Here is an 18,775-nt window from a genome sequence, read left to right as displayed (position 1 = left end):
CCCGAGCGCCGGTCCTGCTCATTTGCGCCGTCTGGTGGGCTTTCGCCGGGGCGGTTCCTCGGCGGGTGGTTCCGGTGCGCTCAGGCCGGTCAGTTTGCCGAGCAGGGCGACGCCGGGCACCTTGGCCAAACGACCGAGCACGTCCTCGCCGAGGGAGATCATCGCCTCCAGCCGGGGTAGCAGCCGGTCGTAGGCCGCGAAGGCGGGATCGGCGAGGGCCAGGGTGCGGTCGAGCCGATCGATGGTGGAGTTGAGCCGATCGATCGCGGTCGTGAGGTTCTCGATCAGTCCGGGCAGTTGCGCGACCAGTTGAGCGGAAGCGGGCGGCAACCGCACCGCCGTGTCGAACGCCGACGTCGCGGTCAGCTGGGCGGCTTCCAGCGCTTGGCCCGCGGCCGTCTGCGCCGCCTCGACCGCCGCTTGGGCGGCGGCCAGGACGTCGGCGGGGCCGGGCACGCGCCCGCCCGGCAACTTGGGGGTCGGCGGCTTACGACCCGGGCGTTTCGGGTTCGTCATGGGGACAACTGTGCCGCACGCCCCGCCGAAGGAGGTCCCCTCGCGCGTTCGGCGTGTCGGAGGGTCGTGGCATAGTTCGAGCACCATGAAACTCAGCAAGGGCGCGAACGCAGCAGTACCGACATCCCTTCTAGCCGTGGTTGTTTCATGGCGATCGGAGCACGCTGTGGACGCGCACGCCTTGCTGCTGGACGCCTCGGGAACGGTGCGATCGGACCGGGACCTGGTGTTCTACAACGCGCCTCGGCACGTCTCGCAGGCGGTGACGCTCGATCAGGAGCCCGTGCCGGGCACCGCGCGGTTGAGCGTCTCGCTTCCGCGCACCGAAGCGGACATCGACCGGATCGTCGTCGCGGGCTCGGTGGAGGAAGGCACTTTCGGCGCTGTCCACGGCTTGACCGTGGCCGTGCACTCGGTCGACGGGGTGCTCGTGAGCTTCGAAATCGACGACGCGGACGCCGTCGCGGCGCTGATGTTCGGCGAGTTCTACCGCCGCGACGGGCGGTGGCGGTTCCGCGCCGTCGGCCAAGGGTGGGCCGGCGGACTGGCGGGGTTGGTCACCGAGTTCGGCGTCCAGGTGGAAGATTCCTCGGCGCCCGCCCGCACCAGCCATCCCACCAACCCGTTCCGGGTACGCCGGTCGATCGCGACTTCGACCGCGCAAGAGCGCCTTCCGACCTCTGCGGCCGGGGCGGAACCGGCTTCCGCCGACCGGTACGCCCCCGGCGCGCGACGCTTCACACACGGATCGTTCGGGCAGGGCTCCCGGAACGGCGATTCCCGGACCGACCAGTCGGACGTCACCGAGGATGTGTCCGCACACCACAGCGCCGAGACCGGAGCACTGCCGGGGCGGCCGGACACCCCCACCTCGCCACGCACCGAAGTGCTCGATCGCGCGGACACCTCTCCCCTGCCGCGGCCGCGGACCGGCCGTCCGGTAGACCTCGAACGGCACAGCCGCAGCACCCCACCGCTCGCTGCTCCTGCGCACCCCGAATACGCGGCCTGGCACCCGGATCCGGAAAACCCGCAGGTCATGCGCTGGTGGGATGGCACGGAATGGACCGAGGACAGGTATCTGCGGCCGCCGCCCGGCGGACGCCACTGCGGTCGCTGCGGAAACATGCTGCGCCGCAAGCTCTTCGGCGGGTTCGCGCCCTGCCAGCGGTGTGCGCAGGAGATCGAGGAGTACCTCACCCACTGGCACTCGCGCGCGTGGCGGGTGCTCACCGGCCACGGTCCGCGCGGTCCCGAGTGGGCGGCGCTGTGGGCGTCGTTGCGGTATCAGCGCGTCGACGCCGAAGCCGGACGCGCCGCGTTGCGCGACGCGGCGCTGAGCTACGTGGAGCGGCTGGTCACCTTCGCCTTCGCCGACGGCGAGGTCAGGGACGCGGAACTCGAATTGTTCGATCAGGCGGTCACCGAGCTCGGGCTCGGCGGGCCGCTGATCGAGGACCTGCGCAGACGAATGCATCGCGGCAACACCCTCTACCGGCTGCGCACGGGCGACCTGCCCGTGGTCCGCACGCCCGGCCTGCACCTGGACCCCGAGGAGCAAGTCCACCTGGACCTGCCCGCGACGCACGTGCGTCAACTCGCGCGCGGCCCGAAATTCACCGAGGGCAGACTGATCGGCAGCAACAAGAAGCTGCGTTTCGTCGGCGCCGACACCGGTATCGAGATGCCGTGGTCCCGGGTGGTCTCCGTGCACGCCGAACAGAGGGCGGTGGTGGTCGCGGCCACCTCCGCGCGCGGTGGCGCGACCTTCGCGGTCGACGACCCGGACTATGTCTCCGCCGCGCTGGAAGGCGCGCTGCGGGTGGCGAAACGCCTCGTCCTCACCCCGGGCCAGCGCGACACCCGCAGCATCCCGCAGGAGGTGAAGGCGCAGGTGTGGCAGCGCGACGGCGGTCGGTGCGTCGAATGCGGCGACGGGCACTACCTGGAGTTCGACCACATCATCCCGCTCAGCCGCGGCGGTGCGACCAGCGCGGCGAACCTGCAGATCCTGTGCCGCGCGTGCAACCGGGCCAAGGGCGCCCGCATATAGCGGGTCTCATTCGGCGAGCAGGCCGGCGGTTCGGCCCAGGTCGGCCAACATCGCGTCGAACAGGATCTCCGGGTTGTCCAGCGGGATCGGGTAGTTCCCGAACACCTCGAGCGTGACGTGGCCGTAGAGCCGTGCCCAGATCTGAATCATCAGGTAGGTAACCCCGAGATCCAGCTTCTCGGCCGGGAACTTCTGGCTCGACTCCGACAGCGCGGCCAGCAGTTCGGTCTGGAAGTGCACCAGATCGTCGCGCAGCTCCGGCGGGATGACGTCGGTCGGGGGCGTGACGATGTCGTAGTTCGCCAGCAGCCTGCCCGCCGCGGCCAGGAACACCCGGCCGAAGGGCTCGTCGAAACGGCGCAGCGCGCGGGCCTGCCCGGCGCCGGGCGAGGCGAACACCAGGGTGAACTCCCTGGTGTGCGTCAGCGCCCAGCGCCGGAAGCCACGGCAGATGGCGAAGAACTGCGCGGCGCCGTCGTCGGGCAGCGTGGCCAGCTCGGCGGTCAGGTCCTCGGCCAGGTCGGCGCAGAAGTCCAGCCGCAGCCGCTCCAGCAGGTCTTCCAGCGAGTCGTAGTACCGGTACAGCGCGGGCGCGGTGACACCGAGTTCCCGCGCGATGGCGCGCAGCGTGACCGCCTCGGGCCCGCGCTCCACCAGCAGCGCGCTGGCCACCCGCCGGATGTCGGTGTCGGTCACCACCGGCGCGCGGCCTCGTGGTCTGGACTGTTGCACCGATCGATTCAAGCGTATTCGACTTCCCAGCGCTTGATCCCGTTCAGCCAGCCCGACCGCAGCCGCACCGGATCGGACACCTGCCGCAGGTTGGGCATCACGTCGGCGATGGCGTTGAACATCAGATCGATCTGCAACCGGGCCAGGTTCGCGCCCACGCAGTAGTGCGTGCCGGTGCCGCCGAAACCCACGTGCGGGTTCGGATCGCGCAGCACGTCGAAGGTGAACGGATTCTCGAACGCTTCCTCGTCGAAATTGGCCGAGCTGTAGAACAACCCGAGCCGCTGGCCCTTCTCGATCTCCTGGCCGCCGAGCACGGTGTCCTGGGTCGCGGTGCGCTGGAACGCGGTGACCGGGGTGGCCCACCGGACGATCTCGTCGGGCGCGGTGCGCGGGCGCTGCTGCCGGTAGATCTCCCACTGCTCGGGGTGGTCGACGAATGCCTTCATGCCGTGGGTGATCGAGTTGCGCGTGGTCTCGTTGCCCGCGACCGACAGCAGGATGACGAAGAACGCGAACTCGTCCGAGCCGAGGTGCTCGCCGTCGATGTCGGCGTTGACCAGCTGGGTGACGATGTCCTCGGCGGGGCAGGCGCGCCGCTGCTCGGCCATGTTCCAGGCATAGCCCATCACCTCGGCGGTGGCGGCGTGATGGTCGCCCTCGAATTCCGGGTCGTCGTAGGAGATCATCTGGTTGGACCAGTCGAAGATCTTCTTGCGGTCCTCCTGCGGGATGCCGAGCAGCTCGGCGATCGCCTGCAGCGGCAGTTCACAGGCGACCTGTTCGACGAAGTCGCCGCTGCCGGACTTCTTGGCCTCGTGCACGATCCGCGCGGCGCGTTCGGTCAGCGCGGCGCGCAGGCTCTCCACCGCGCGCGGAGTGAAGCCCTTGGAGATGATCCGCCTGGTCTTGGTGTGCTTGGGCGGGTCGAGGTTGAGCAGCAGCATGTCGCCGAGCATGTCGATCTGCTCGCGCGTGGTCTCCTCGTTGAACCGGATGATCGCGGTGTTCTCGTGCGAGGAGAACACCTCGGGATTCTTCGAAATCTCCTTGATGTGCGCGAGCTTGGAGACGACCCAATACCCACCGTCGTCGAAGCCGCTGGCCCGATCGGGCTGGGCGCACCACCACACCGGGGCGGTGCGGCGCAACTCGGCGAACTCCTCGATGGGCAGGCGGCTGGCGAGCAGGTCGGGGTCGGTGAAGTCGAATCCCGTCGGGATCGACGGCGTGGTCACGGTCACGGCTAACTCCTCCGGCGGTCTGGGCGCAGACCCGCCGACGATGTGCGAACACGGTCAACAGAGATGCAACCACAGAACATGCCCTCGTGAACAGTGTTTAGTAAAACCCGTTTACTTTTCGGCCACCGCACCCGCACCAGCAGGCCGCGGCGAGGCGGAGCACGGGATCACAGCACCGGCAGCAGCGGCGGCGGACGCCAACGCCCCTGGATGGGCTCGGCCTTCGGCGCGTACATGCGCAGGGTCAGCGAGAATTGCCCGGACTCCGGGATCGGCAGCCAGTTTCCGGCAGGCACGGCCGGGCCGGGGTCGCCGAACTGCAACGCGATGTCCAACGAGCCGTCGGGGTTGAGCAGCACCGGATCCGGATGGCCGACCGTGTAGATCTCCGCGGGATTGGGCACCAGGTAGTTGTCGGCGTCGTAAGCGGTCAGCGACCAGAAATTGTCGACGGGCGGCAGCTCGCCCGGCGCGAAGTGCAGCCGGAATCGGCCGGCGCCGTCGCCGGTGGCGGTCGATGCGAACAGCGTCGGATAGAAGGCGTTCTCGGCCAGGCTGGCGCCGAGAGCCACCCGGGCGATGGCGGCGCGCAGCAGGTAGTTGACGCCGTACCGGCCGACGTCCGGGTCGACGAGCCAGCCGTTCTCGTTGACTGTCCGCGCGCCCAGATACACCGGGATCTGCTGCTGGGCGGTGCCCACCGCGGCCGCGAGCTCGTCCTCCGAGAGACCTTCGACCGCGCCGCCCGGCCGGATCCCGATCGTCGCGAAGCGCCGCATGGCGGGCTCGTCCTCGCGTGCGGGCGGGTTCACCGCCAGCAACGCGCACATCCGATCGAAAAACACCTTCGGGTCCATCTCCGCCACCCATTCCGGCGGTGGCTGCACACCCGCCTGCCAGGGTGGAGCGGCGGGCGCAGGCGGCTCGGCGCCCGCCACCCACGCACTCAGCGGGACCAGTCGCAACCGCTGCTGGATAGCGCGCACGGCCGGCAGATCGGTCTCGCCGTCGACCTGGATTCGCACGATCAGCCACGCCGTGGGAGTGGGCATCGGCAAGGGCGTCAATCCCTCGGGCAATGCCCCCGACCACCCCGGGCCGGTCACCGCGTAGGCGTACGGCGGCGACGCCGATTGCGCCTGCGGACGACGACCACTGGGGTTGTGCACGTTGTTCGTCCAGGCGTCCAGCACCTGCGCCAGCCAGAACCGCCCCCGGTCCATGGCGGGGACGCTCAGCACCATCGGCTCGTTCGCCAGATCGAGCCACGCGGTCGAACGCAACGTGTCCCGGTCCAGCCGCACCACTTCTCGCTGCGCCGGAGTGGGCAACGCGTCCGCGTGCTCGAACCGGTTGACCGGCGTGGACGCCTCCGCCGCGATGCGGGTGACGTCCATCAGCACCAGCGGATAGCCGAATACGTAGGCATCTTTGGCGATCGTAACGGCGTCATGGGGGACGGAGCTGTCGTCGCCGGAGCGTCCGCACGCCGCCCAGCCGAACGCGGCCACCGATGTCGCCGCGATGCCGAGCGCCGTGCGCCGCGACATCGTGAGCTCGCCCTCGGTCCTCTCGTCCATGATCCTGCTCCGCTTCCGATCCTATCGGGCACCGCGCGATGCGCGCCGGAGGATAACCGGACATCAGAGCATAACAGCAGGTCAGCGGGGCGATCTCGAGACGAGGACCGTGAGCGGTCGCCCGGGAAGCCGAGACGGCCCGGCACGACGGCCGGGATTCCGGGCTCCCGAGCTCGGCGAGCGTTTCACGGCATGCACACGGTCGCGGCGACGACACGCCGGAGGATCGCGCCGCGGTCAGAACTCCAGAACGGTGTTCATGATGGTGCCCGCGCTGGTGGCGACCACCCCGCCGAGCATCGCGCCCGCGATCATCTTCGGCGACTGCAAGCCGCCGCCGCTCCACTTCTCCCAGGCGAATCTGCCGCCCGCGTAGATGATGCTGACGATGCCCGACGCGAGCGCGAACCAGGTGAGGTACCGCACGAACTGTAAGAGCTTGTCCGCCAGGGGCGGCGCCTCCGGGGTCGGATTGCCGATCTGCGCCAACGTCGTGAACGAATCGCCGACCGACGCCAGAATGATGCTCACCGTCTACTCCCTCTACGCTCGAATACAACTCTGCCGCCGACCAGCGCCTTTACGAAAGCTGTTCGACCACCGATGAATTCGGCCACGGACCAGGATACGGGCACGGAGCGCGCCATGGTGGGCGCACTACGCGGAACCTCCGCCGCCCACGGCGGCACGGGCGGGCGGACCCGGGATCGGGCTACCCCGGCGAGCACACCGGAAACACGAACTTCCCTGCGCTGCACGGAGGTGACTGCATCGCGGCGAGCGAACGGATACGATCTTCTCAGCGAATCACTTGCCCCTGTCCCGAATCCAGAATGAGCGAACGACGATGATCCTGGCCGCCGCTTACGACACCTTGGCGCAGATCGGCAATCCCACTCCAGAAGCACCGCCGATCTCCGACAAGTTCCTCCAACTGGTCCGCTACCTGACGTGGTTCGTACTCCTGTCGGGCATCTGCGGCATCATCTACGCCGGTGGCCGCTTCGCCTGGGAGAAGTGGACCGGCGGCGGGCTCGAGTCGCCGAAGATGGTGGCCGGAGCCATGATCGGCGGGGTGATCGCCACCAGCGCCGGCACCATCATGAACGCCGTCATCGGCTGATCCGCAGCGGACATCACTCGTCATAGCATTTCGCTATGACAGACGGGATTCTCCGTGGGCAAGGTGGCTTCGCGCGAGCCCCGACACGCGGGTCAGCGCAGGATGCCCGCGTTCCGCGCGGCGCGCAACCAGTCGGGGAACTCGCCGAGCAATCGGGCGTAGAGCTGCGCGTCGTCGACCTGATCGATGTCGTCGAGTGCGAAGAACCCCGCGTTGTCCACCGCACGGCCGGACAGCTCGTCCAGGCTCCGCAGCAGACCGTAGTTGGCCCGGCCGAGGCCGACGAACTGCCAGAAGGCAGGCAGCAGCGCGGCTTCGCGCATGAGTGCCGCGATCTCGCGCTTCTTGGCGAAGCCGCCGTCGGTGAAGAACAGCACAAGGGTGGGGCGGCCGTCCGGGCGCAACGAGCCGATGATGTCGCGCATGACCGGCAGCTCGTCGTTGCGGCCACCGAGCCGGTCGTAGTCGATGCCCCCGTGGGTTCCGCCGAGATGCAGATAGGTGCGAGCCCACTCGTCGCCGTGCTCGACGGCGATGTCGGGCAGCTTGGCGAAGGAGACGGCGTAGAGGTACGCCTCCAGAGTCCCGTCGTCGTCGAGTTGCGTGGCCACGGGGATCATGCGCTGCACGACGCGATGCACCACATGGTCGCGATACTGCCGCTGCATGCTGCCCGTCTTGTCGACGACCAGGACGACGCGGGCGCGGATGCCGAAAGCGTCCTTGCCGATGAGGACTTTCGCGACCTCGCGCTTGCGCAGATCCAGCGTCGCGCGCTTGTCGAAGGAGAGCTTCGCCTCGCCGGGAACGGTGAAGACGTCCGGGACCACCCGCGCGGACGGGTCCGGCGCGGCTGGTTGCACGGACGCGACCGCCGGGGACGGCTCCTCGTCCACGCTCACGCCGTGATCGGTGACCAGTGCGGCGAATCCGCCCGCATAACCTTGCCCGACCGCGCGCACCTTCCATCCGCCCTGGCGGCGGTACAGCTCCAGCGCGATCACCACGGTTTCGCTGCCCAAACCCTCGATGCGGTACTCGTACAGCACATTTCCGGCCGCATCGGCCACCGTGGCGACGGGAGGCGCGCTCCGGCCGAAGGTCTCGGCCGGATCGTCGAGGGTCAGCACGGCCCGCAGTTGCGCGATGTCCGCGGGCAGGTCGGCGAGCGAAACCGACAGTGCGCCGGGCGTTCCTCGTTCCAGCGACACACCGGGAGCGCTGGGCTGGTTGAAGAACACGAAGTCCGCGTCCGATCGCACGCGACCGGCCTCGGTCACCAACAGTGCCGACACGTCCACCGCGGCCTCGGCGCGCACCGACACCAGCACGCGCGGCACGTCCAACGCCGCGTTCTGACCTTTGACCAATGCCGCGCCCACCGAGACTCCCAGCCGTCGTCGCTCCGAAACCGCCACCGGGATCAGCGTAAGTCGGGCGCCGGTCGGATGCGGAACGTTCGCCGCGCGATATCGTCCGAGGATGCGAGCCGGATAGCCGAAGCGCGGGCGACCGGACCGCGTCAGCGCGCGCGGACCGCTTCCGCGGCGCCGGTGATGTTGCGCGCCATCCCGCCGAAGATAGCGGCGTGGAACGGCGCGATCGACTTCCAGTACAGGTGCCCGGCCAGCCCGTGCGGCTCGAACAACGCGCATTGCCGATAGGTGGCGCCGGGGCCGTCCGGCTCGACCGCGAGCTCCAGCCAGGCCCGGCCCGGCACCCGCATCTCCGCGCGCAACCGCAGCATCCGAGGCCGCTCCAACCGCTCCACCCGCCACCAATCCAGCGCCTCGCCCTCGTGCAACCGGTGCGGGTCACGCCGCCCGCGGCCGAGACCGACGCCCCCCGCCAGCCGGTCTATCCAGCCGCGCAGCGACCAGGCCAGCGGGAACGAATACCAGCCGTGCTCACCCCCGATCGCCTCGATCACCCGCCACAGCGTCGCGGGGTCGGCGTCGGTGTGCCGTTCCCGCACATCCCGGTACAGCGAGCCGCCCGACCACTCCGGGTCGGTGGGCAGCGGATCCGACGGCGCGCCCGGCGGATGGGCGTCCGACCACCTGGTCGGCACGTCCAGGTCGCGAATCTTCTGCAGCGCCAGCGTCACCGCCCGGCGGTAACCGGTCGGTCCGCCCGGCGGGTCCGGGATGAGGTCGGCGATCGCGTGGTCGTGACAGACCACGTCGTTGATCAGCGATTCCATCAGCGGCACGGCGATCGAACGCGGCACCGGCGTCACCAGATTCACCCATTGCGCCGACAACCACGGCGTCAGCACCGGCACCGGCACGATCAGCCGACGCGGCAGCTGCGCCACTTCGGCGTAGCCGCGCATCATCTGCGCATAGGTCAGCACGTCCGGACCGCCGATATCGAAGGCGCCGCCCGCGCCGTCGGGCAGCGAGGCCGCCTCGGTCAGGTAATACAGCACGTCACGCACCGCGATCGGCTGGATTCGGTTGTGCACCCAGCGCGGAGTGACCATCATCGGCAGCCGCTCGGTCAGGTAGCGCAGCATCTCGAAACTGGCCGAGCCGGAACCGATGATCACCGCGGCCCGCAGCACCAGCACGGGCACCGCGCCCGCCCCGAGGATGTCGCCGACCTCGGCGCGCGAGGCCAGGTGCCGCGACAGTCGCTGGGCATCCGGGACGATGCCGCCCAAGTAGACGATTCTGGTCAGCCCGGCGTCCGCCGCCTCGGCCGCGACCAACGTGGCGGCTTCCCGGTCCACGGTGTCGAAGTCGGCCCGCGTCAAGGAGTGGACCAGGTAGTACAGCACGTCCTGCCCGGTCAGTGCGGCGCGCACGTCGGCGGCGGAGGTCACGTCGCCGGCCAGCACCTCGACGCGATCGCGCCACGGCGCCTCGGCGAGCTTGCCCGGGGTGCGAGCCAGCACGCGCACCGTGTGACCGGCGCGCAGCAGTTCGGGCACCAGTCGTCCGCCGATGTAGCCGGTCGCGCCGAACACCACACACCGCACGGCAACCATCCTTCCGATGACTTGCTGAGGTGATGACCCGGGGCCGCACGGTCAAACAGCGCGCGTTCCCGGCGTGCGCGCGCTCGCGCGGACCGCCGCGAGCTCTGATCGATCGGGCGTCCTCGTGCCAGACTGGGCCCGTGAGCGAACGTAGCAAAAGCCACGGACCGGACAAGCCAGCACCGCGGGATCGCGGCGACATCATCGGTGCGGGCCTGGTCTGGCTGGCCAAGTGGGCGGTGTGCATCGTCGCGATCGCGGCGGGCGCGTGGGTGCTCGGATTCCTGGTCGCCCGGCTGTGGGTGGTGATCCTGCCGGTGGCGCTGGCGATCGTCGTCGCCACCGTGCTGTGGCCGCCCGTGCGCTGGCTCACCGCCCGCGGGCTGCCGCCCGCCGCGGCCGCCGCGCTCGCGGTGCTCGGATTCATCGGTGTGCTGGCCGGTATCATCGCGCTGATCGTGCCCTCGGTCGTGGACCAGGCCCCGGAACTGGCCGACAAGTCCAGCGCGGGCGTCAACCAGGTGCGCGACTGGTTGCAGGGTCCGCCGCTGAGAATCCGTGACGAGCAATTGGATTCGGCCGTGGACGCGATCGTCTCCAAGCTGCAGTCCAGTTCGGAGCAGATCGCGACCGGAGTGTTCAGCGGCGTCACCACCGCGACGTCGGTGCTGGTCACCCTGTTCCTGGTGCTCGTGTTGACCTTCTTCTTCGTCAAGGACGGCCCGCGTTTTCTGCCGTGGTTGCACAGCGTCTCCGGCAGCCGCAGCGGCAGGCACCTCGAGGAGGTGCTCAACCGGGTCTGGGTCGTGCTCGGCGGGTTCATCCGCACCCAGGCGCTGGTCAGCCTCGTCGACGCGGTGTGCATCGGCGCGGGCCTGGTCATCCTCGGGGTTCCGCTGGCGCTGGTCCTGGCGGTGATCACCTTCCTCGGCGGGTTCGTCCCGATGGTCGGCGCGTTCGTCGCGGGTGCGCTCGCGGTGCTGGTCGCTCTGGTGGGCAAGGGCTTCGTGACCGCGCTGATCGTGCTCGGCATCGTCATCGCCGTGCAGCAGCTCGAGGGCAATGTGCTGCAACCGGTGTTGCAGAGCCGCAGCATGCAACTGCACGCGGTCATCGTGCTGCTGGCGGTCACCGCGGGCGGCTCGCTGTACGGGATCGTCGGCGCGTTCCTGGCCGTCCCCGTGGTCGCGATGGTCGCGGTCGTCCTGCGATATGTCGGCGAGCAGATCGATGCGGCCACCGCGCCGCCGCCGGAACCGGACAGCGAGCCGGAGCCCGCGGACTGACCGCGGCGCACGAGAAGCCGCGCGCCATCGTTGCACTCAGTCCGAATGTAACTATCGCCGTCGCCCGCCCGGGTTCCTAGCGTCAGTGGACATGACAACTGATGTGGGCGCCCCGCTCGACGACATCGCCGACGCGACGGCCCGCGCCGTCGCGGACGACCCGGCGAACGCACTGGTGGTGTTCCGTGCCTCCGGCACCCCGGAGGGGGCGGTGGGCAGCGCGATCACCCTCGGCAGGCACACCGTGCGCGTGGACGAGCCGCCCGCGCTCGGCGGCGCGGACACCGCGCCCAACCCGGTCGAGGTGTACCTGGCGTCGCTCATCGCCTGTCAGGTGGTGACCTATCGGTTCTGGGCCCAGCGCCTCGGCATCACCGTCGACGAATTGTCGGTGAGCGCCGAGGGCGATCTCGACGTGCGCGGGTTCTTCGGCTTGGATGACAACGTCCGCGCCGGTTTCCAGGCGGTGCGGGTGACCGTTCGCATCGGCGGACCCGACACCGAACAGCGCTATGCCGAATTGCAGCAGGCCGTCGACGCGCACTGCCCCGTGCTCGATCTCACCACCGGGCGTACTCCGGTCGAGACCACCCTGATCACCGAATAGCCGCCGTCGCAACCCGATCGACCCATCGCCCAAGGAGGACCACCCCGATGACCGAACCCGACCTGTCCCAGGACTGGAGCTTCGAGACGAAGCAGATCCACGTCGGACAGATTCCGGACGGCACCACCAACGCCCGCGCGCTGCCGATCTACCAGACCACCTCCTACACCTTCCGCGACACCGCGCACGCGGCGGCGCTGTTCGGTCTGGCCGAGCCCGGCAACATCTACACCCGGATCATGAACCCGACCCAGGACGCGGTGGAGCAGCGCATCGCCGCGCTGGAAGGCGGCGTCGCCGCTCTGCTGCTCGCCTCCGGGCAGGCCGCGGAGACCTTCGCGATCCTCAACATCGCAGGCGCCGGCGACCACATCGTCTCCAGCCCCCGGCTCTACGGCGGCACCTACAACCTCTTCCACTACTCGCTGCCCAAGCTCGGCATCGAGGTCTCCTTCGTCGAGGACCCCGACGACCTCGAGCAGTGGAAGGCGGCCATCCGCCCGAACACCAAGGCGCTCTACGGTGAAACGGTCTCCAACCCGCAGAACCACATCCTCGACATCCCGGGGATCGCGGGCGTCGCGCACGACCACGGTGTTCCGCTGATCGTGGACAACACCGTCGCCACGCCGTACCTGATCCAGCCGCTGGCCCACGGCGCCGACATCGTCGTGCACTCGGCCACCAAGTACCTCGGCGGACACGGCGCGGCCATCGCGGGCGTGATCGTGGACGGCGGCAAGTTCGACTGGACCGGCGGCCGGTTCCCTGGCTTCACCGAACCCGACCCGAGCTACCACGGTGTCGTGTACGCCGAACTCGGCGCGCCCGCCTACGCGCTCAAGGCGCGCGTGCAACTGCTGCGCGATCTCGGCTCTGCGGTCTCGCCGTTCAACGCGTTCCTGATCAGCCAGGGCCTGGAGACGCTGAGCCTGCGGGTCGAGCGGCATGTGCAGAACGCGCAGGCGGTGGCCGAATTCCTCACCACGCGTTCGGAAGTCACCTCGGTGTCCTACGCGGGCCTGCCGTCCTCGCCGTGGTACGAGCGGGGCCGCGCCCTCGCGCCGAAGGGCACCGGCGCGGTGATCGGCTTCGAGCTGGCCGGTGGCGTGGACGCGGGCAAGCGGTTCGTCGAGGCGCTGCGGCTGCACAGTCATGTCGCCAACATCGGCGACGTGCGCTCGCTGGTGATCCACCCGGCATCCACCACCCATTCGCAGCTGACACCGGAAGAGCAACTGGCCGCGGGCGTCACGCCCGGCCTGGTCCGGCTCGCCGTCGGCATCGAAGGCATCGACGACATCCTCGCCGATCTGCGCGCGGGTTTCGCGGCGGCTTCCTGACGCTGCGCGCCCCGGGGCGGTGTGCCCCGGGGCGTTTTGCCTGTCCGCGATCCGGATCGAGCGCGGCCCAGCAGAGCGACAACCCGTTTCGAAGCGGTTTTCCATGATTTCCGTTGGCAAATAGGGACGCGCCGACGGTGGTCATCGGTTACCCACCGGCGCACGACTATTCGCCCCTGCGGCGTGGATTCGACTGGCACGCGCGCGGTTCCTCACAATCGGAAAAGAAATCGAAGTTTCGCGCATCCGTAAGGCTTTTTGAACCGAACTAGAAAGGTAGGTATATGTCCTCTTCAGAATGAGGTGGGTAAGTCCATGGACATAGCGGTACCCGAAACTCCAGCACACCCCTTCTTACGCCGCGCCGCCACTCTGGTCGTCGCGAGCGCCATCCCGTTGTCCGTGGTCGGCGCCGCGACCGCCACCGCCGACCCGCTGCTGCCGGAGATCTCCGTCCAGATCCCGTTCGCCCCGACGCCCGCCGTCGGCGTCCTCGCTCCGGCGGCCGATCCCGTGGACGACATCGTTCCGCCCGAGGTCGCGCCGCCTCCGGTCTCCGCAGGCCGCAACGACTTGAGCACCAACCGGCCGATGCCGGACTCGAACGTGCTCGCCCCCATCGTCCCGCAGCGGCTGCATCTGCCCAACCCCGCCGCCCCGGCTCCCGGGGTCGCGCCGATCGAGGCGCCGCCCGGCACGCTGCGCGTGGGTTCGGTGGTGATCGGCAGGCCGGACTTCCTGACGCCCGAGCAGGGCAAGATCTTCAACGACGCGATCGCGGGTCCGGAAGCGAGTCTCGCGCAGACCTTGGATTCGGCGGGCTTCGAGCCCTCGCGCTCCGACCGGATCGCCGCCGACCTCCTCGGTTCCACCGCCATCGGCGCCTCGGTGGGCAGTATGGTGGCCTCGCCGGTCGCCTCCATCGGAGCCGTCATCGGCGCGGTCTGCGGCGCCATCGCGGGCCTGCCGATGTTCCCGACCGGGACGGTGGCCGTCATGGCTCTCGGTGCCGCCATCGGTTACGGGTTCGTGGCCTCCCCTGCCATCGCCGTCGGCGCGGCTGTCGGCGCGGGTGTCGGTGTGCTTCAGGGCCTTCTCACGCCGCCCACGGTTCCTGCCTCGTAATCCGCTTTCCCGGTGGGTTCCGCGGTGGAAGACACCGCGTGAACTCGTCGTTTTCGATACGCACGAATTTCGCGAAGACCCGGTTTCGGCCGGGTCTTCTGCTTTGTTCGGAAATGCGGGACGTTTGGCCTCCCGATAACGGGCTATCGCGTAGAAGACCGGCTGAAGATGGTCGGCCGGTCTCTTCACAAGGAGGTTGTGACATGAGCACAGTCGACAAGGCGAAGAACAAGGCCGAAAAGGTCGCCGGACAGGCCAAAGAGAAGTTCGGCGAGGCCGCGGGCGACCGGGGGAAGCGCGACGAGGGCCGCACCGACAAGGTCAAGTCCGACCTGAAGGACGCCGGCGAGAAGGTCAAGGACGCCTTCCGGCACTGACCACCGTCCGGCGGGCGCGGTCGTGGACTACATGAAAGCGGGCGCCACCCGACGTAAGCGTCCCCCACGGCCGTAGCGACGGCTCGAGCAGGGCGGATGGCCGCACCGAGCGGTCATCCGCCGCTTCTTGCGACCAACTGGTCCAACCAGTTGACCTGTTGACCTCGGTGCGTCACACTCGGTCGCATGGAATTCGCCGCGGTCGCCCGCACCGCCGTCTCCGATGTCGTCTTCGGCCAGATCATCGACGCGATCCTGAGCGGACGGATCGCCCCCGAGGCGACGCTCCCCTCGGAGCGAGAACTGGCCGAGATGTTCCAGGTGAACCGCCACGCCGTGCGCGAGGCGCTCAAGCGGGTGCAACAGAGCGGGCTGGTGCGCGTCACGCCGGGCGGCAAGACCCGGGTGCTCGACTGGCGCTCACACGCGGGCTTGGACATCCTGACCGCGGTCACTCGTTCGGGCGCGGTACCTGCGCAACGGATTCTGCGCGACATCGCGGTGATGCGGAGGTCCGTCGCCGCCGACGCGGCCCGGTTGTGCGCCGAGCACGCCGACGCCGAGCAACTGGCGGCGGTGCGGCGCGCCGCCGCGGCCTATCCGGACGCGACCGCGCCGTTCGGCGCCGTGGTGGAGGCCGACTTGGCCTTTTGGGTGGCCATTCTCGACGGCTCGGGCAACCTCGCCTACCGGCTGGCGTTGAACACGCTGGTCGCAGGCTATTTCGGGATCGGCATGGAGGTCATCGCCGAACTGGGCCTGAACAAGGAGTACATCGATCCGGGCGCGCACCGCACCCTGGCGGCGTGCATCGCCCGCCGCGACGCCGCCGCGGCCTACGACACCGCCTATGCCCTGCTCACCCGCCTGGTCGATGCCCAAGCAGTACCGGAAGATTGACCTTTGTTCGACCTGATCGCCCATGCCATACCGGTTTTCGTGCTCTGCCTGGCACTGGAAGCCGCCTCCTTCCACTTGCTGCCCGACGACGACCAGCTCGGCTACCAGTTCCGTGACGCCCGCACCAGCGTGCTCATGGGGCTGGGCAATGTGGTGGTGAACCTCGGCTGGAAACTCGTCGTCGTCGCGGTGTACGCCGCGGCGTATCTGGCCGCGCCGGTCCATCTCCCGGCCGACCAGCCGCTCACCTGGATCGCGCTGTTCTTCGCCGACGAGATCGCCTATTACTGGTATCACCGCACCCACCACACCGTGCGCGTGTTCTGGGCCAGCCACGTGGTGCACCATTCCAGCGAGTTCTACAACCTCTCCACGGCCCTGCGCCAACCGTGGACCCCGTTCAGCTCGCTGCCCTACTGGCTGCCGTTGGCACTGGCAGGCTTCCCGCCCTGGATGATCCTGCTGCAGCAGTCCGTAAGCCTGCTCTACCAGTTCTTCATCCACACCGAACGGGTGGGGACACTCTGGCGACCGGTGGAATTCGTGTTCAACACGCCCTCCCATCACCGGGTGCACCACGGCTCCAACGATCGTTACCTGGACAAGAACTACGGCGGCATCCTGATCGTCTGGGATCGGCTGTTCGGCACGTTCGAGCCGGAGACCGAACGCGTCCGCTACGGGCTCACCAAGAACATCGCGACGTTCAACCCGGCCAGGGTCGCCACCCACGAGTGGATCTCGATCTGGCGCGACCTGCGCGGCGCGACCTCCTGGCGCGCCAAGGGCGGCTACTTGTTCCGCGGCCCCGGCTGGTCGCCGACCGACTGATCCGCGCCCGGAGCAGCGCCGTCCTCCTCGACCAGCCGCAGTTCGCTCGGCCACCAGATCCCGCGCCCGATCAGGCTGAACAGCGCCGGGATCACCACCGTGCGCACCACGAAGGTGTCGAGCAGGATGCCGAGGCCGACCACGATGCCGACCTGGGTGAGGGTGATCAGCGGAAGCACGCCGAGCACGCAGAACACCGCCGCCAGCACGATGCCCGCGCTGGTGATCACCGCGCCGGTCACCGAGACCGCCCGCGCCATGCCGTGCGTGGTGCCGTGCCGCGGCGTCTCCTCGCGAGCCCTGGTGACGAGGAAGATCGTGTAGTCCACGCCGAGTGCGACGAGGAACAGGAAGGCGAACAGCGGCACGCTGATGTCCAGCGCAGGGAAGCCGAAGACGTGCTCGCTCATCCAGCTGCCCAGCCCCAGCGCGGCCAGCGCGCTCAACACCGTGACCGCCACCAGCAGCAGCGCGGCGGGCACCGCGCGCAGCAGTGCGAGCAGCACTACCAGCACGACGACGAGGATGAGCGGGATGACCACCTTGCGGTCCCGGCTCGCGGCGGTCTGGACGTCCAGCGCCTGGGCATCGGTCCCGCCCACCATCGCGTCGGCTCCCGGCACCGGCGCGACCGCCGCCCGCAGCGCCTCGATGGTGTCGAAGGCGCGCGCGGAGGAGGGCGGTGCGTCGATCACCACCGACCACCGGGTCAGCCCGGTCGGCGAGGTGCCCGTCCGCGAGGTCAGCACCACACCCTCGGTGCGCCGGAACGCCTCCTCGACGCCCGCCGCCGCCTCGCTGCGTGCGAGGATGATCGCGGGATCGGAAGCGCCGGACGGGAAATGCTGAGCCAGAGCGTCGAATCCCTCCACCGATTCCGCGCGGACCCGGAACTGCTCGGTCTGCGACAGCCCGACCTGCGTCGTCAACAAGCCGGTCGCGCAGACCGCCAGCACCGCGATCGCGCTTCCCGCCACCAGGGCGGGCCTGCGCACCACCCGCGCGGCGATCGCGTGCCAGATCCCCTCGTCGGCCGTGTCACGGTCGTCGGCCTGCGGCACGAAGGGCCAGAACACCTTGCGCCCGCACAACGCGAGCGCGGCGGGCAGCGCGAGCAGGACGAACACCACCGCCACCAGCAAGCCGAGCGCGGCCATCACCCCCAGGCTGCGCGTGCTCGGCACCGAGGCGAGCAGCAACACGAGCAGCGCGGCAACCACCGTCACGTTGCTGGCCAGGATCGCGGGGCCGGCGCGCCGCACCGCCTGCCGCAACGCCGCGCGGTGGTCCGGTTCCCGGTGCAGTTCGTCGCGGTAGCGCGACACCAGCAGCAGCGCGTAGTTGGTGCCCGCGCCGAACACGAGCACGCTCGTGACGCCGGAGGTGGATCCGTCGAAGCTGAGTTCGGTCACGCGCGCCAGCGCGGTTCCGGCACTGGTGGCCACCCGGTCGGCCGCGCCGACCACCGCGAGCGGCACCAGCCACAGCACCGGGGACCGGTACGTCGCGATCAGCAGCACCGCGACGACCACCGCGGTCACCGCGAGCAGCGTGACATTGGCGCCGGAGAACGAGTCGGCGATGTCGGCCCCGAAGGCCGGGCCGCCGGTGACCTGCAGGACGAGTGCGGCGGGCAAGCCGTCGCGCGCGGCGGCGCGGATGTCTCCGATGCGGTCGGTGAGCGCGAATCCGCTCAGATCGGCGTTCACGGGCACCTGCCCGATCGCCGCCTTCCGGTCCGGCGCCGCGATCAGGTCGCCCGGCCCCGGCGCTCGGCCCGCCGCACGGGCCACAGCTTCGGCGGTGGCGTTCCGGTCGTCGTCGGTCAGGTCGCCGCCATCGGCGCGCGTGACGACGACGATGGCCGCGGCCGTCCCCGCGTCGGGGAACTCTTCCAGCGCCTGTTCGACCCTCGCCGACTCCGCCGAAGACGGCAGCGCGGTCGGGGCCTGCCCGGCGGACTCGTTCTCACCCACCGCACCGATCAGGCCTATCGAGGCCGCGGCGAGGACCAGCAGCAGCACCCACGAGGTCCGGGCGGTCACCACCGACGCATAGCGATCCCAAGCGCTCAC

17 protein-coding genes are annotated in these 18,775 nt (G+C 69.5%); 9 read left to right on the top strand and 8 right to left on the bottom strand.

Going from position 1 to position 18,775, the window contains the following annotated elements; genetic code table 11:
• Nucleotides 1-18: 18 nt before the first annotated feature.
• On the bottom strand, nucleotides 19-516 hold the full coding sequence (locus GVY64_RS08855) for a hypothetical protein (RefSeq protein WP_201297956.1): 498 nt from the start codon (nucleotides 514-516) through the stop codon (nucleotides 19-21).
• Nucleotides 517-601: 85 nt separating this feature from the next.
• On the opposite strand from GVY64_RS08855, the gene GVY64_RS08850 reads away from it, so the two are divergent.
• The gene (locus GVY64_RS08850; protein ID WP_159840114.1) at nucleotides 602-2,569 is read left to right on the top strand and encodes a TerD family protein; all 1,968 of its coding nucleotides are present in this window, start codon (nucleotides 602-604) and stop codon (nucleotides 2,567-2,569) included.
• Nucleotides 2,570-2,575: 6 nt separating this feature from the next.
• Here the strand turns inward: GVY64_RS08850 and GVY64_RS08845 are convergent, their stop codons facing one another.
• From GVY64_RS08845 to GVY64_RS08830, 4 genes are all read right to left on the bottom strand, one after another.
• Nucleotides 2,576-3,301 (bottom strand): TetR/AcrR family transcriptional regulator, encoded by a 726-nt coding sequence (locus tag GVY64_RS08845; RefSeq protein WP_236566713.1) that lies wholly within the window; start codon nucleotides 3,299-3,301, stop codon nucleotides 2,576-2,578.
• A gap of 8 nt (nucleotides 3,302-3,309) precedes the next feature.
• Nucleotides 3,310-4,539, bottom strand: coding sequence for a cytochrome P450 (locus tag GVY64_RS08840; protein ID WP_159840351.1), 1,230 nt, complete (start codon nucleotides 4,537-4,539; stop codon nucleotides 3,310-3,312).
• A 173-nt stretch (nucleotides 4,540-4,712) separates the two neighbouring features.
• A complete protein-coding gene (locus GVY64_RS08835) occupies nucleotides 4,713-6,125 on the bottom strand; it encodes a DUF1254 domain-containing protein (RefSeq protein ID WP_159840113.1) in 1,413 nt (470 codons plus the stop codon).
• A gap of 237 nt (nucleotides 6,126-6,362) precedes the next feature.
• Nucleotides 6,363-6,656: a hypothetical protein gene (locus tag GVY64_RS08830; protein WP_040865713.1), complete on the bottom strand. Its 294-nt coding sequence runs from the start codon at nucleotides 6,654-6,656 to the stop codon at nucleotides 6,363-6,365.
• A 316-nt stretch (nucleotides 6,657-6,972) separates the two neighbouring features.
• On the opposite strand from GVY64_RS08830, the gene GVY64_RS08825 reads away from it, so the two are divergent.
• Nucleotides 6,973-7,248 carry a hypothetical protein gene (locus GVY64_RS08825; protein WP_039796837.1) on the top strand — a complete coding sequence of 92 codons (276 nt, stop codon included), beginning with the start codon at nucleotides 6,973-6,975 and terminating at the stop codon, nucleotides 7,246-7,248.
• A 92-nt stretch (nucleotides 7,249-7,340) separates the two neighbouring features.
• Here the strand turns inward: GVY64_RS08825 and GVY64_RS08820 are convergent, their stop codons facing one another.
• A complete protein-coding gene (locus GVY64_RS08820; protein WP_236566712.1) occupies nucleotides 7,341-8,666 on the bottom strand; it encodes a vWA domain-containing protein in 1,326 nt (441 codons plus the stop codon).
• A 104-nt stretch (nucleotides 8,667-8,770) separates the two neighbouring features.
• The gene (locus GVY64_RS08815) at nucleotides 8,771-10,240 is read right to left on the bottom strand and encodes an SDR family oxidoreductase (protein WP_159840112.1); all 1,470 of its coding nucleotides are present in this window, start codon (nucleotides 10,238-10,240) and stop codon (nucleotides 8,771-8,773) included.
• Nucleotides 10,241-10,371: 131 nt separating this feature from the next.
• Between GVY64_RS08815 and GVY64_RS08810 the strand changes: the two genes are divergently transcribed.
• The 7 genes from GVY64_RS08810 (at nucleotide 10,372) to GVY64_RS08780 (ending at nucleotide 16,700) form a co-directional block, all read left to right on the top strand.
• Nucleotides 10,372-11,517, top strand: coding sequence for an AI-2E family transporter (locus GVY64_RS08810; protein ID WP_236566711.1), 1,146 nt, complete (start codon nucleotides 10,372-10,374; stop codon nucleotides 11,515-11,517).
• Between the two features lie 91 nt (nucleotides 11,518-11,608).
• Complete coding sequence (locus tag GVY64_RS08805) at nucleotides 11,609-12,124, top strand: OsmC family protein (protein ID WP_159840110.1); 516 nt, start codon at nucleotides 11,609-11,611, stop codon at nucleotides 12,122-12,124.
• 47 nt (nucleotides 12,125-12,171) lie between these two features.
• Entirely contained in the window at nucleotides 12,172-13,467 is a 1,296-nt protein-coding gene (locus tag GVY64_RS08800; RefSeq protein WP_159840109.1) for a bifunctional o-acetylhomoserine/o-acetylserine sulfhydrylase, read from the top strand.
• 315 nt (nucleotides 13,468-13,782) lie between these two features.
• Nucleotides 13,783-14,592 (top strand): hypothetical protein, encoded by an 810-nt coding sequence (locus GVY64_RS08795; RefSeq protein ID WP_159840108.1) that lies wholly within the window; start codon nucleotides 13,783-13,785, stop codon nucleotides 14,590-14,592.
• A gap of 203 nt (nucleotides 14,593-14,795) precedes the next feature.
• Entirely contained in the window at nucleotides 14,796-14,969 is a 174-nt protein-coding gene (locus GVY64_RS08790) for a CsbD family protein (protein ID WP_159840107.1), read from the top strand.
• A 186-nt stretch (nucleotides 14,970-15,155) separates the two neighbouring features.
• The gene (locus GVY64_RS08785; RefSeq protein ID WP_159840106.1) at nucleotides 15,156-15,869 is read left to right on the top strand and encodes a FadR/GntR family transcriptional regulator; all 714 of its coding nucleotides are present in this window, start codon (nucleotides 15,156-15,158) and stop codon (nucleotides 15,867-15,869) included.
• Nucleotides 15,870-15,872: 3 nt separating this feature from the next.
• The gene (locus GVY64_RS08780; protein WP_159840105.1) at nucleotides 15,873-16,700 is read left to right on the top strand and encodes a sterol desaturase family protein; all 828 of its coding nucleotides are present in this window, start codon (nucleotides 15,873-15,875) and stop codon (nucleotides 16,698-16,700) included.
• On the opposite strand, the gene GVY64_RS08775 is transcribed toward GVY64_RS08780, so the two are convergent.
• Complete coding sequence (locus GVY64_RS08775; RefSeq protein ID WP_236566710.1) at nucleotides 16,661-18,775, bottom strand: MMPL family transporter; 2,115 nt, start codon at nucleotides 18,773-18,775, stop codon at nucleotides 16,661-16,663. The genes GVY64_RS08780 and GVY64_RS08775 overlap by 40 nt on opposite strands.

The sequence above is a fragment of the Nocardia sp. CY41 genome (assembly GCF_009829325.1).
In the GTDB taxonomy this organism is placed as follows: domain Bacteria; phylum Actinomycetota; class Actinomycetes; order Mycobacteriales; family Mycobacteriaceae; genus Nocardia.
The sequence above is the reverse complement of the archived record's forward strand: the minus strand, read 5'-3'. Positions and strand labels throughout refer to the sequence as shown.